Origin of the sequence: Streptomyces montanisoli (assembly GCF_017813245.1) — a bacterium.
GTDB classification, from domain to species: Bacteria; Actinomycetota; Actinomycetes; order Streptomycetales; family Streptomycetaceae; genus Streptomyces; species Streptomyces montanisoli.
Map to the genome: position 1 here is coordinate 21,499 of NZ_JAGIQL010000029.1, position 13,732 is coordinate 35,230.

Genomic DNA, 13,732 nt, shown 5'->3' on the forward strand with positions numbered 1-13,732 from the left:
ATGGGTCCCGTACCCTCGGCCGCGCTCCAGCTCCTCGCCATGGCCGCGGTGCTCGGCCTGGTCCACCGGCCGCTCGGCGACTACATGGCCGGCGTCTACCGGTCGCACAAGCACCTCAGGGTCGAGAGGTGGGCCTACCGGTGCGTGGGGGCCGATCCCGACCGCGGGATGCGCCGGGGCGCCTACCTGCGCGCCGTCCTCGCCTTCTCACTCGCCGGCGTGATCCTCCTGTACGTGCTGCAGCGCCTGCAGGGCGTCCTGCCGGGCTCGTCGGGCCTCGCGTCCGTCGGCCCGGCCCAGGCGTTCAACACGGCAGCCTCCTTCGTCTCCAACACCAACTGGCAGTCGTACGCGGGCGAGCGGACGATGGGCGCCGTCGTGCAGGCCGGCGGCCTGGCCGTCCAGAACTTCGTCTCGGCCGCCGTCGGCATGGCGGTCGCCGTGGCGCTCGTCCGGGGCTTCGCCGCGTCACGTGACGACGGCGAGCTCGGGAACTTCTGGGCCGACCTCGTGCGCGGCACCGTCCGCATCCTGCTGCCGATGGCCTTCGCCGGCGCGATCCTGCTCGTCGCCACGGGCGTCATCCAGAACTTCGCGGGCGTCCACGAGGTGGGGCAGTTCACCGGCGGCCCGCAGCAGTGGAACGGCGGCGCCGTCGCCTCCCAGGAGGCCATCAAGGAACTCGGCACCAACGGCGGCGGCTACTTCAACGCCAACTCGGCGCACCCCTTCGAGAACCCGAACGGCCTGTCCAACCTGCTGGAGATCTTCCTCATCCTGGTCATCCCGTTCTCGCTGACCCGCACCTTCGGGACCATGGTCGGCTCCGTCAGGCAGGGCTACGCGATCCTCGCGGCCATGGCAGCCATCTGGATCGGCTTCTGCGCGCTCATGATGTGGACGGAGTTCCACCACGGCGGCCCCGCGCTCCAGGCCGCGGGCGGCGCGCTCGAAGGCAAGGAGACCCGCTTCGGCGTCGGCGGCTCCTCGCTGTTCGCCACCTCGACCACCCTCACCTCGACCGGCGCCGTCGACTCCTTCCACTCCTCGTTCACCGGCTTCGGCGGCGGCCTCACCCTGCTGGGCATGATGCTCGGCGAGGTCGCGCCCGGCGGCGTCGGATCCGGGCTCTACGGCATGCTGGTCCTGGCCGTCATCGCGGTGTTCGTGGCCGGCCTGATGGTCGGACGTACACCCGAGTACCTGGGCAGGAAGATCGGCTCGCGCGAGATCAGGTTCGCGGCGCTCTACATCCTCGTCACGCCGGCGCTCGTCCTCGTCCTCACGGCCCTGTCCACGGCGCTCGCCTCCCCGCCGCACTCGGTGCTCAACTCCGCCGCGACGGCGGTCTCGCACTCCCACGCCCACGCGTTCTCCGAGATCCTCTACGCGTACACCTCGGCCGCCAACAACAACGGCTCCGCCTTCGCGGGCCTGAACGCCGACACGGACTGGTACAACACGACCCTCGGCATCGCCATGCTGCTCGGCCGCTTCCTCCCCATGGTCTTCGTGCTCGCGCTCGCGGGATCCCTCGCCGAGCAGCGGCCCGTACCCGAGACCGCGGGCACCCTGCGTACCCACAAGCCGCTGTTCGCGTCGCTGCTCGTCGGCACGACCGTCCTCGTCAGCGGCCTCACGTACTTCCCCGCACTGGCCCTCGGGCCCCTCGCCGAGGGGCTCGCGTCATGACATCCCCCCGTCTTGAGCAACGTCTGAAGCAAGAGGACGCACCCATGTCCATGTCCACGTCCACGTCCACGTCCACCTCCACCGCGGCCGGGGCCGCGCGCCGCACCACCTCTTCGGGCCGCGACCCGGGCGGCGGCCGCGTGGGCGGCGGCCTCTTCGACCCGGCGGCGCTGCTGCGGTCCCTGCCCGAGGCGTGCAGGAAGCTCGACCCGCGGGTGATGGTCAAGTCGCCGGTCATGTTCGTCGTCGAGATCGGCTCCGTACTGACCACGGCCTACGCCGTCGCCTCGCCGGGCGACTGGTTCGGCTGGGCGGTCGCCGCCTGGCTGTGGCTGACGACGCTCTTCGCCAATCTCGCCGAGGCCGTCGCCGAGGGGCGCGGCAAGGCGCAGGCCGACACCCTGCGCAGGGCGAGGACCGGCACGGTCGCGCGCCGGCTGACCGGCGGCGCCGAGGAACGGGTGCCCGGCACGGCGCTGCACGCCGGCGACCTGGTGGTCTGCGAGGCGGGCGACACCGTCCCCGGGGACGGCGACGTCGTCGAGGGCGTCGCCTCGGTCGACGAGTCGGCCGTCACCGGCGAGTCCGCCCCGGTCATCCGCGAGTCGGGCGGCGACCGCAGCGCCGTCACCGGCGGCACCAAGGTCCTCTCCGACCGCGTGGTCGTACGCATCACGGCCGAGCCGGGCGACACGTTCATCGACCGCATGATCAGGCTGGTCGAGGGCGCCGCGCGGCAGAAGACACCCAACGAGATCGCGCTGAACACCCTCCTCGCGTCCCTCGCCGTCGTCTTCCTGATCGCGGTCGTGACCCTCCAGCCGTTCGCGTCCTTCGCCGGCGACCCGCAGACCGTCATCGTGCTGGTCGCCCTGCTCGTCTGCCTGATCCCGACCACCATCGGCGCCCTGCTGTCCGCGATCGGCATCGCCGGCATGGACCGCCTCGTGCAGCGCAACGTCCTCGCCACGTCGGGGCGAGCCGTCGAGGCCGCCGGCGACGTCTCCACGCTGCTGCTCGACAAGACGGGCACCATCACGCTCGGCAACCGGCAGGCCCACGAGTTCGTGGCCGTGGACGGCGCCGACGAGTCGCGGCTCGCGGAGGCAGCACAGCTCTCCTCGCTCGCCGACGAGACCCCGGAGGGCCGCTCGGTGGTCGTCCTCGCCACGGAGCGCTACGGGTTGCCGGAGCGCGACCGGTCCGACGTGCGCGGCGCCGAGTGGATAGCGTTCACCGCCGGTACCCGGATGTCCGGCGTCGACCTCGCCGCGGACGGCGCCGTGCGCAGGATCCGCAAGGGCGCCGCGGGATCCGTCGCGGCCTGGGTCCGCGGCAACGGCGGCACGGTGCCGGACGCCGCGCGGGCCCTCACCGACCGCATCGCCGAGGCCGGCGGCACCCCGCTGCTCGTCGCGGAGGCGGACGCGCGCGGCGCCCGCGTGCTCGGCGTCATCCACCTCAAGGACGTCATCAAGTCCGGCATGCGCGAGCGGTTCGCCGAACTGCGGCGCATGGGCATCAGGACCGTCATGATCACCGGCGACAACCCGCTGACGGCCAGGGCCATCGCGGACGAGTCCGGCGTGGACGACTTCCTCGCCGAGGCCACGCCCGAGGACAAGCTCGCGCTGATCAGGCGGGAGCAGTCAGGCGGACGCCTCGTCGCCATGACCGGCGACGGCACCAACGACGCACCCGCACTCGCGCAGGCGGACGTCGGCGTGGCCATGAACACCGGCACCTCGGCCGCCAAGGAGGCCGGGAACATGGTCGACCTTGACTCCGACCCGACGAAACTGATCGAGATCATCGAGATCGGCAAGCAGCTGCTCATCACGCGCGGCGCCCTGACGACCTTCTCGATCGCCAACGACGTCGCGAAGTACTTCGCGATCCTGCCCGCCATGTTCGCCGCGGCCTACCCCGGCCTCGACAGGCTCAACGTCATGCGGCTCGACTCGCCGCAGTCCGCGATCATGTCGGCGGTCGTCTTCAACGCGCTGATCATCGTCGCGCTGGTGCCGCTGTCCCTGAAGGGCGTGCGCTACCGGCCGCGCAGCGCCGACCGGATGCTCCGCCGCAACCTCCTCGTCTACGGCCTCGGCGGACTGGTCACGCCGTTCGCCGGCATCAAGATCATCGACCTGGCCCTCTCCACCGTCCCCGGCGTGAGGTGATCACCATGAACCCCGCAAGCACCCGGGCGGGCGCCACCGTCCGGCTCCTGTGGGCGGCGCTTCGCGCCCTGCTCGTCCTCACCGTCGCCACCGGCGTCCTCTACCCGCTGGCCGTGACCGGCGTCGCGCAGGCCGCCTTCCCCCACCAGGCCAACGGATCCGAGATCAAGGACCACGGGAAGGTCGCCGGCTCCTCCTCCATCGGGCAGAGGTACGACCTGCCGCGCGGGAAGGACGGGCAGGCCGCCGCGCCCGACCTCCACTGGTTCCAGCCCCGCCCCTCCGCCGGCCTCGGCTCGGCCCGGGTGGGTGGGCCGGGCGCGCGGAGCGACCTGCTGGTGTCCGGCGCCTCCAACCTCGCGGCGGACAGCAAGACCCTGATCGCCGCGGTCAGGGCGCGCAAGGCCGCCGTCGTCAGGGACAACACCGTGCCCGGGTACACCGTGCGCCCCTCGCAGGTGCCGCCTGACGCCGTCACATCGTCGGGCTCGGGGCTCGACCCGGACATCTCGCCCGCGTACGCGCGCCTCCAGATCCACCGCGTCGCGCGGGAGAACGGTCTCGCCGTCGCGCGCGTGCGCGAGATCGTGGACGACCACACCAAGGGCCGCGCACTCGGCTTCGTGGGCGATCCCCGGGTCAACGTCCTCCAGCTCAACATCGCGGTACGCGACCTCGTCACGCATGCGAAAGACTGAAAGCATCCGGCTCCGGCGGGCCGTGTGCGCACGGCCCGCCGTCCGCCATACTGGCGCGGTGCGTGGACCAGACAGGGGGGAATCATGAGCGGCAACGAGAGCGCCGGCACGGCAGCGGGCACGGCACTGGCCGATGGCCCGGGCGGCGAGACCATGGTGCGGGTGGCGGACCTGCACCGCTCCTACGGCACCGGCGCGGCGGCCGTGCACGCGCTGCGCGGCGTCTCCTTCACCGTGCCGCGCGGCGAACTGGTCGCCCTCAAGGGCCGCTCGGGCTCGGGCAAGACGACCCTGCTCAACCTCGTCGGGGGCCTCGACACCCCCGACAGCGGCACCGTCACCGTCGACGGCACCGACCTTTCCACCCTCGGCGAAAACGGCCTGCTCGCCCTGCGCAGGGACCGCATCGGCTTCGTCTTCCAGTCCTTCGGCCTCATCCCCATCCTCAGCGCCGCCGAGAACGTCGGCGTCCCCATGCGGCTGCGCAGGACCGCCGCCCGCGAGCGGGAGGAGCGCGTCGAGCTGCTGCTCGCCCTCGTCGGCCTCGCCGACCACGCCGCCCAGCGGCCGGGCGAGCTCTCCGGCGGCCAGCAGCAGCGCGTCTCGATCGCCCGCGCCCTCGCCAACCGGCCCGCGCTGCTCATCGCCGACGAGCCGACCGGGCAGCTCGACGCCGAGACCGGGCTCGCCGTCATGGAGCTGCTGCGCGCGGTCGTACGGGCGGAGGGCGTCACCGCGCTCGTCGCCACGCACGACGCCCAGCTCCTCGGCCTCGCCGACCGCGTCATCGAACTGAGCGACGGGGGCATCACCGAGACGTGACCGGCGGCCGCCCCCTCCGAGCCGTGCCCGGGCATCAGGGACGTGTCAAGACCTGCCCGCACCCCCCGCTCGCCCCCTTCCACCGTGGTCAGGCGCTGTAGCGTCGAAGGAGCCGGCGCGCCGCACGCGCGCCGGCCCGGCCGGGACGCACCGGCCCGGCGCCGGGATCCACCGGCCCAGCCCGGAAGACAATGGAGCCATGGGACGCGGCAAGCTTCGTATCTACCTCGGGTCGGCTCCGGGCGTCGGCAAGACGTACGCGATGCTCTCCGAGGCGCACCGCCGTGCCGAACGCGGCACCGACGTCGTGGTCGCCTTCGTCGAGCACCACGACAGGCCCCGCACGCAAACGCTGCTGAGCGGCCTCGAAGAGGTGCGCCGCAAGGAGATCGAGTACCGGGGCTCCGTCTTCACCGAGATGGACGTCGACGCCGTGCTGGCGCGGCGGCCCGCCGTCGCGCTCGTGGACGAGCTGCCGCACACCAACGTGCCGGGCTCGCGCAACGCCAAGCGGTGGCAGGACGTCGAGGAACTCCTCAAGGCGGGCGTCGACGTCGTCTCCACCGTCAACATCCAGCACCTGGAGTCGCTGGGCGACGTCGTCGAGACGATCACCGGTGTCAGGCAGCGCGAGACCGTGCCCGACGAGTTCGTCAGGCGCGCCGACCAGATCGAGCTCGTCGACATGTCGCCCGAGGCGCTGCGGCGCCGCATGGCGCACGGCAACATCTACAAGCCCGACAAGATGGACGCCGCCCTCTCCCACTACTTCAGGCCGGGCAACCTGACCGCGCTGCGCGAACTGGCGCTGCTGTGGGTCGCCGACCGCGTGGACGCGTACCTCCAGCAGTACCGCGGCGAGCACGGCATCCGCTCCACCTGGCAGGCGAGGGAGCGCATCGTCGTCGGCCTGACCGGCGGCCCCGAGGGGCGCACGCTGATCCGCCGTGCCGCCCGGGTGGCCGCGAAGGGCTCGGGCAGCGAGGTGCTCGGCGTCTACATCGCGCGCAGCGACGGGCTCACCGCGCCCTCCCCGAAGGAACTCGCCGTCCAGCGCACCCTGCTCGAAGACCTCGGCGGCACCTTCCACCACGTCATAGGGGACGACACGGCCTCCGCGCTGCTGGAGTTCGCCCGCGGCGTCAACGCCACGCAGGTCGTGCTCGGCTCCAGCCGCCGCAAGACCTGGCAGTACGTGTTCGGGCCCGGCGTCGGCGCGACCGTCGCCCGCGACTCGGGGCCCGACCTCGACGTGCACATCGTCACCCACGACCGCGTCGCCAAGGGGCGCGGCCTGCCCGTCGCGCGCGGCGCGCGGCTCGGCCGCCCCCGGATCATCTGGGGCTGGCTGCTCGCCGTCGTGGCGCCCGTGCTGCTGACGCTGCTGCTCTCGTCGCTCTCCGACCCGCTGGGCCTGTCCAACGACGTCCTGCTCTTCCTGTTCCTGACGGTGCTCGCCGCGCTGTTCGGCGGGCTGCTGCCCGCGCTCGCCTCCGCCGCCCTCAGCTCGCTGCTGCTGAACTTCTACTACACGCCACCCACGTACACGCTGGACATCGCCGAGCCAAGGAACGTCGTCGCGCTCGTGGTGTTCTTCGCGGTCGCGGTCTGCGTCGCGTCCGTCGTGGACCAGGCGGCCCGGCGCACCCACCAGGCCGCGCGGCTGCGCGCCGAGTCGGAGATCCTCTCGTTCCTGGCGGGCAGCGTCCTGCGCGGCGAGACCACCCTGGACGCGCTGCTCGAACGCGTGCGGGAGACGTTCGCGATGGACTCGGTCGCCCTGCTGGAGCGCAAGAGCGACGTGGAGCCGTGGACCTGCGCCGGCAGTGTGGGGCCCCAGCCGTGCAGGCGCCCCGAGGACGCCGACGTCGACATGCCCGTGGGCGACCACATGGCGCTCGCCCTGTCGGGGCGCGTCCTGCCGGCGGAGGACCGGCGCGTGCTGGCCGCGTTCGCCGCCCAGGCCGCCGTCGTCCTCGACCGGCAGCGGCTCGTCGGCGAGGCGTCCAGGGCCCGCGAGCTCGCCGAGGGCAACCGCATCCGCACCGCTCTGCTCGCCGCCGTCAGCCACGACCTGCGCACTCCGCTCGCCGGCATCAAGGCCGCCGTCACCTCCCTGCGCTCGCAGGACGTCGAATGGTCCCAGGAGGACGAGGCCGCGCTGCTCGAAGGCATCGAGGAGGGCGCCGACCGGCTCGACCACCTCGTCGGCAACCTGCTCGACATCACCCGCCTGCAGACCGGCACCGTCACCCCGATGATCCGCGTCGTCGACCTCGACGAGGTCGTACCCCTCGCGCTCGTCGGCGTCCCCGAGGACAGCGTCGAGCCCGACATCCCCGAGACGCTCCCCATGGTCGCCGTCGACACCGGCCTGCTGGAGCGCGCCGTGGCCAACATCGTCGAGAACGCCGTCAAGTACAGCCCCGAGGGCTGCCGCGTCACCGTCGCGGCCAGCGCCATCGGCGACCGCGTCGAGGTACGCGTCGCCGACCGTGGACCCGGCGTCCCCGACGACGGCAAGGAGCGCATCTTCGAGCCCTTCCAGCGCCATGGCGACGCCCCGCGTGGAGCAGGCGTAGGCCTCGGCCTCGCCGTCGCACGCGGCTTCGTCGACGCCATGGGCGGCACGCTCTTCGCGGAGGACACCCCCGGCGGCGGCATGACGATGGTGCTCACACTCAAGGCGGCGGCCGGCGTGGTGCCGGTGCGCCCCGAGCTACCCGCCGAGGTCACCTCGTGACCCGGCCCGCAGAAAGGCAGGCAGGAATGCAGCACCCCGCCGGGGAGCAGCCCCGCACCCCCGTACGGGTGCTCGTGGTGGACGACGAACCGGGGATCGTCCGTGCCCTGGTGATCAACCTCAGGGCACGCAAGTACGAGGTGGACGCGGCGTCCGACGGCACGTCCGCGCTGGAGCTGGCCGCCGCCCGCCGCCCCGACGTGGTGGTGCTCGACCTGGGCCTGCCCGACATGGACGGCGTCGACGTCATCAGGGGGCTGCGCGGCTGGACGCGCGTGCCGATCCTCGTGCTGTCCGCACGCCACACCTCGGACGAGAAGGTCGAGGCGCTCGACGCGGGCGCCGACGACTATGTCACCAAGCCGTTCGGCATGGACGAGCTGCTGGCGAGGCTGCGCGCCGCGGTCAGGCGCGCCGAGCCGGTCGGCGCGGAGGGCGACGAGGGCGCGGCCGTCGTGGAGACCGACGGCTTCACCGTCGACCTCGCGGCGAAGAAGGTCAACAGGGACGGCCGCGACGTGCGGCTCACGCCGACGGAATGGCACCTGCTCGAAGTGCTCGTGCGCAACACGGGGCGGCTGGTGAGCCAGAAGCAGCTGCTGCAGGAGGTCTGGGGGCCCTCGTACGGCACCGAGTCCAACTACCTTCGCGTGTACATGGCGCAGCTGCGGCGCAAGCTGGAACAGAACCCGTCCCACCCGCGGCACTTCGTCACCGAACCGGGCATGGGCTACCGCTTCGAACGCTGATCCGGCCGGCGTGTGAGCCGGGGTATACGGCGCCCAGGCGCCCGGTACGCTCTACGTATGAGTGCTGAGAAGGCCACCGGCCGGTTCCGGCGGATGCTCGACAGGCTCTCCAGCTCCCAGGAGGATCTCGAGTCCGAGGAGCTGCGCGAGGACGCCCAGGCATCCGGCTGCATGCGGATCTCCGAGTGCGACGACCGCCAGATGGTGCGGGTCGCTGGTACGTTGCGGACGGTCACCCTGCGGCCGAGGGCCGGAGTGCCGGCCCTGGAGGCGGAGCTGTTCGACGGCACCGCCCTGCTCGACGTGGTGTGGCTCGGCCGGCGCTCGATCGTGGGCATCGAGCCCGGACGCAGGATGACCGCGTACGGCCGGATCTCGATGAGCCACGGCCGCCGGGTCCTGTTCAACCCCCGATACGAGCTGCGACCGCTCGGACAGGAGTAGTAGCCGGTGACGTCACTGGACAAGCCCGCGGAGCCGGCGGATTCGGCCGAGCTCTCGTCAGGCGGTTCCTCCGACGACGCGAGGGCGGTCACCGAGGCCGCGCTCTTCGAGGCGTTCGGGGGGCTGCGGGGGATGGTGGAGACGGTCCTGCCGGGCCTGCTCTTCGTCACCATCTACACCATCGACCAGTCCCTGAAGACGTCCGCGATCGCCGCCGTCGCGGTGTCGGTGGTCCTGCTGGTGGTGCGGCTGGCGCGGCGGGACACCGTGAAGCACGCCTTCAGCGGCGTCTTCGGCGTCGCGTTCGGCGTCGCCTTCGCGATGGTCACAGGCAACGCCAAGGACTTCTACCTGCCGGGCATGCTGTACACGCTCGGCCTTGCGCTCGCCTACATCGTCACCGCGCTCGCGGGCGTGCCGCTGATCGGGCTGATCCTCGGCCCGATCTTCAAGGAGAACCTCTCCTGGCGGACGAGGAACCCGGGCCGCAAGAGGGCGTACACCAAGGCCAGCTGGGCCTGGGGCCTCGTCCTGCTGGCCAAGAGCGCGATCCTCTTCCCGCTCTACCTGTGGGCGGACACGAAGCAGCTCGGCTGGGTGCTCGTGTCGCTGAAGATCCCGCCGTTCCTGCTGGCGGTCTGGCTGACGTGGCTGTTCCTGGCCAAGGCGCCGGCGCCGATCGACGTGTTCGCGGAGATGGAGGCGGCGGAGGCCGCGGAGAAGGCGGAGGCGGAAGCCTCCGCCACCGAGGCGCCGTCGTCGCCGTCGTCGGTGTCGGCGGAGGACGCCGACACCGCGAAGCCCCCGGCCCGCCACCGCCGCACCGGCTGACGGGGTCGCCGGCCCGTGGCCGCACGCGCCGACCGGTCGCGCACACCGTGGTGCGGCCGGCGACAGGAGTCGTACACGGGGCGCCGCCCACACCCGGGCCCGATGCGCGGGCGCCCCGATGACAGGCCCCGACGGGCTGCGGCGGCCCGCGGCGTCCCACGGCTGTGCACCAGGGGCAGGCACCTGGCCGGGCGGAGTTCTGTGCGACGCGCCGAACGGGGCACCGGTGCGGCGACCACGCCGCCTGGCGTGGTCGCCGCACGGCGGGGCCGCCTCCCGTGCCGGGCCGGGACCTCAGGACGTGCCGAGCCCCGGGGCACTCGGCACGGAGAGCACGTCCGTCCGACGCCTCCACGCTGCCCCGCCTCGGCGTCCTCGCGCCACACCTCGGCGTACGCGGGTGGGGGCGGCCCGGGGGCCGGGCCGCCTCGCGTGGCGGGCCGGGAACCTCAAGACGGGTCGAGCCCCGGGCCACTCGGGCCAGAGAGCACGTCCGTCCAACGCCTCCGGGGCGCCCTCGCGCCACACCTCGATGTACGCGGGTGGGGCGGTCCGGGCGCCGAGGGCTGCGTCCGGCGGAGCGTCACCGGAGTCACGCCGCCGGACGAGGCATCCCGTCGGGGCCGGGCCGCCGAGCCGCTGAAGGGCTCGGCGCTGGGGAGCGCGCGGGGCGCCACACGCGCACCGCTGCGGCGACCGCGTCGCCTGACGCGGTCGCCGCAGCACCCGGGGCCGGGTCTCGTGGCAAGCCGGGCACGTCCTGGCCCCGGGCCGTGCCGCGGAGGCCCCCGCGGCACGCGGGCTCAGTGGCCGGCGGGCTCAGCCGCGCGCTCCCGCCGTTCCGGGACGTCCCGGGCCTCCCCTGTGGCCCGGGCGCCCACCGGCACACGCGCCGCCCCGGGCGCCCTGCGTCCCCGTACCGCCAGCGCCGCCAGCGACGCCGCCGCCACGATCCCCGCGCCGAGCCACAGCGCGGGCTGCGTGCCGTCCACGAAGGCCTGCGCGCTGCCGTAGCCGCCCCGCGAGGAGAACACCGCGCCGAGCGTCGCCACGCCGAGCGCCCCGCCGACCTCGCGCAGCGCGTTGTTCGTGCCGGACGCGATGCCCTGCTCGCCCGGCTCGACGCCCGCCATAACGAGCGCGCCCGCGGGGGCGAAGTACAGGCCCATGCCGACGCCGCTGAGGATCAGCGCGGGCAGCTGCGTGCCGTACGAGACGCCGGGCGCGATCACCGCCGCGAACCACGCGAGCCCCGCCGCCTGCAGCGCGAGCCCCGCGGCGACCACGAGCCGGCCGCCGAACCGGTCGTGCAGCACGCCCGCTATCGGCGAGACGATCAGCGGCATCGCGGTCCACGGCAGCATGCGCAGCCCGGCCTCCGTGGGCGAGTAGCCCAGCGCGTTCTGGAGGAACTGGCTCAGCAGGAAGATCGAGCCGAACATGCCGACGAACATCAGCAGCGACGCCGCGTTGATCCCGGCGAACGTTCGGTCCCTGAACAGCCGGAGCGGCAGCATCGCGTTCGGGTTCCGGCCGCTGTGCACGAGGAACGCGGCGACGAGCGCGGCGCCGAGCACCAGCGGAAGCAGGACGTGCGCGCTGGCCCAGCCGTCGGAGTTGCCCGTGACCAGCGCGTACACGACGCCGAACAGGCCCGTGCTGATCAGTATCGTGCCGACCACGTCGAGCCGCGGCCTGGCGCCGCGCGACTCCGCGAGGCGCAGCCGGGCGAGCGGCAGCAGCGCGGCGCCGACCGGCACGTTCAGCCAGAAGATCCACTGCCAGGACAGGTGTTCGGTGAGGCTTCCGCCGACGAGCGGCCCCGCGGCGACCGCGAGGCCCGAGACCGCGCTGAAGACACCCAGGTACGCGCCCCTCCGCGCGGCCGGCACCGCGGCCGTGAGCAGGGTCAGCGCGAGCGGCATCATGAACGCCGCTCCCACACCCTGCACCGCGCGCGCCGCGACCAGCGCACCGATCCCGCCCGACAGCGCGGCACCCGCCGACGCGGCGGTGAAGGTGGCGACGCCGGCGAGGAAGAGCCTGCGCCGGCCGAACCTGTCCCCCAGCGCCGCGCCGAACATGAGCAGGACGGCGAAGGTGAGCGTGTACGCGTTCACCGTCCACTCCAGGTCGTCGAGCGAGCCGCCCAGATCCGCCCGGATGGACGGGAGCGCCGTGGTGACGACGAGGTTGTCGAGCGCGGCCATGAACCCGGCGACGCTCGTGACGACGAGCGCCCAGACGGCCCCGCGGCCGCCCCCGCTCCGGTCTTTGCCGACGTTGTTCTGCACTTCCTGCCCCCTGATGACGAGCTGTTGATTAGTTATCGATCAATAACTTTCGCGGACATGAATCGGCGCAGGAGACGGCCGCCAGGGCCGCCGCCCGTCCGCCCTGCTACCCCTGTCTACCCCTGCGGTCTCGCCGACTCGTAGACCGTCTCCCAGATCCGGTGCTCCGCCGGAAAGCCGAGCGACACGAGCGTGTTGATCAGCATCCCGTAGGCCATGAACTGCGTGGCCTCGTCCGGGTCCGACCCGAGCTTCTCCGCGGCCGTGTCCCAGACCTCCATCCAGGCGCGCCTGAGCCGCTCGCCGAACGTGCGGTCGCCCGCCGCGTCGGCCGCGGCGACCGCCGCGTACATCTGCATCTGCATCCGCAGGCGCTCCGGCCGCTCCGAGATGCCGCGCTGGTACGCCGCACCCATCGCGTGGACCGCCTCCTCCCCCTCCAGACCGTCGGCGGCCTCGTGGAACTCGCGCACCATGTCGCTCAGGCACCGTTCGCACGCCGCGAGGAAGATCTCCCGCTTGTCCGGGAAGAGCCGGAAGAGGTAGGGCTGCGAGACACCGACGCGCCGCGCGATGGACTCGGTGGTGGTGCCGAGGTATCCGCCGCGCGCGAACTCCGTGACCGCCGCCCTGATGACGCTCTCGCGCCGCTCCTCCGCGCTCATCCTGACCATGCGAGCTAAGTTATTGGCCAATCACTACCTTTGTCAACCGTGAAGGCGCCGCCCACGCTCACCGTGGACGGCGCCCGCGCTCTTCGCCCCCAGCCGGAATCCGGCACCGCCGGCCCAGCCGGAGTCCAGCACCACCGGCGCAGCCGGCCCAACTGGGGGGCGCGCCACCGCCGGCTCAGCCGAGGCGCACCACGGCGCGCGCCATGCCCAGGACCTTCTGCCCGCCGCTCGTCGCCGTGATGTCGACCCTGACCTGGCGGTCCGCCAGCTTCTCCGCGACCTTGCCGGAGACCTCGACCACCGCTCCCCTGCCGTCGTTCGGAACGACGACGGGCTTCGTGAAGCGGACGCCGTACTCGACGACGGCCCCCGGGTCGCCCGTCCAGTCCGTCACCACGCGGATCGCCTCGGCCATGGTGAACATGCCGTGCGCGATGACGTCCGGCAGCCCAACCTCCGTGGCAAACCGCTCGTTCCAGTGAATGGGGTTGAAGTCCCCTGACGCCCCCGCATAGCGCACAAGCGTGTCGCGGGTGACCGGGAAGGTGCCCGCGGGCAGTTCCGTGCCGACCTCGACCTCGTCGTAACCGATCTTCGCCGTCATG

At 72.9% G+C, this 13,732-nt stretch carries 11 protein-coding genes; 8 read left to right on the top strand and 3 right to left on the bottom strand.

Going from position 1 to position 13,732, the window contains the following annotated elements; all coding sequences use genetic code 11:
* The 8 genes from kdpA to JFN87_RS10050 all read left to right on the top strand — a co-directional run bounded on the left by kdpA (nucleotide 1) and on the right by JFN87_RS10050 (nucleotide 10,159).
* Nucleotides 1-1,692, top strand: coding sequence for a potassium-transporting ATPase subunit KdpA (kdpA, locus tag JFN87_RS10015; protein ID WP_209339593.1), 1,692 nt, complete (start codon nucleotides 1-3; stop codon nucleotides 1,690-1,692).
* Between the two features lie 50 nt (nucleotides 1,693-1,742).
* On the top strand, nucleotides 1,743-3,872 hold the full coding sequence (gene kdpB / locus JFN87_RS10020) for a potassium-transporting ATPase subunit KdpB (RefSeq protein ID WP_372449211.1): 2,130 nt from the start codon (nucleotides 1,743-1,745) through the stop codon (nucleotides 3,870-3,872).
* A 5-nt stretch (nucleotides 3,873-3,877) separates the two neighbouring features.
* A complete protein-coding gene (gene kdpC / locus JFN87_RS10025) occupies nucleotides 3,878-4,570 on the top strand; it encodes a K(+)-transporting ATPase subunit C (RefSeq protein WP_209339595.1) in 693 nt (230 codons plus the stop codon).
* An 84-nt stretch (nucleotides 4,571-4,654) separates the two neighbouring features.
* Complete coding sequence (locus JFN87_RS10030) at nucleotides 4,655-5,392, top strand: ABC transporter ATP-binding protein (protein WP_209339596.1); 738 nt, start codon at nucleotides 4,655-4,657, stop codon at nucleotides 5,390-5,392.
* Between the two features lie 199 nt (nucleotides 5,393-5,591).
* On the top strand, nucleotides 5,592-8,135 hold the full coding sequence (locus JFN87_RS10035; protein WP_209339597.1) for a sensor histidine kinase: 2,544 nt from the start codon (nucleotides 5,592-5,594) through the stop codon (nucleotides 8,133-8,135).
* Nucleotides 8,136-8,161: 26 nt separating this feature from the next.
* Complete coding sequence (locus JFN87_RS10040; protein WP_209339598.1) at nucleotides 8,162-8,884, top strand: response regulator; 723 nt, start codon at nucleotides 8,162-8,164, stop codon at nucleotides 8,882-8,884.
* Between the two features lie 57 nt (nucleotides 8,885-8,941).
* Nucleotides 8,942-9,328, top strand: coding sequence for an OB-fold nucleic acid binding domain-containing protein (locus JFN87_RS10045; RefSeq protein ID WP_199809938.1), 387 nt, complete (start codon nucleotides 8,942-8,944; stop codon nucleotides 9,326-9,328).
* 6 nt (nucleotides 9,329-9,334) lie between these two features.
* On the top strand, nucleotides 9,335-10,159 hold the full coding sequence (locus JFN87_RS10050; RefSeq protein ID WP_209339599.1) for a DUF3159 domain-containing protein: 825 nt from the start codon (nucleotides 9,335-9,337) through the stop codon (nucleotides 10,157-10,159).
* An 803-nt stretch (nucleotides 10,160-10,962) separates the two neighbouring features.
* Here JFN87_RS10050 and JFN87_RS10055 read toward each other — a convergent pair.
* The 3 genes from JFN87_RS10055 to JFN87_RS10065 form a co-directional block, all read right to left on the bottom strand.
* Nucleotides 10,963-12,453: a DHA2 family efflux MFS transporter permease subunit gene (locus JFN87_RS10055; protein WP_307865383.1), complete on the bottom strand. Its 1,491-nt coding sequence runs from the start codon at nucleotides 12,451-12,453 to the stop codon at nucleotides 10,963-10,965.
* Between the two features lie 116 nt (nucleotides 12,454-12,569).
* Nucleotides 12,570-13,127: a TetR/AcrR family transcriptional regulator gene (locus tag JFN87_RS10060; protein ID WP_209339600.1), complete on the bottom strand. Its 558-nt coding sequence runs from the start codon at nucleotides 13,125-13,127 to the stop codon at nucleotides 12,570-12,572.
* A 175-nt stretch (nucleotides 13,128-13,302) separates the two neighbouring features.
* Nucleotides 13,303-13,731, bottom strand: coding sequence for a MaoC family dehydratase (locus JFN87_RS10065; RefSeq protein WP_209339601.1), 429 nt, complete (start codon nucleotides 13,729-13,731; stop codon nucleotides 13,303-13,305).
* Nucleotide 13,732: the final 1 nt, after the last annotated feature.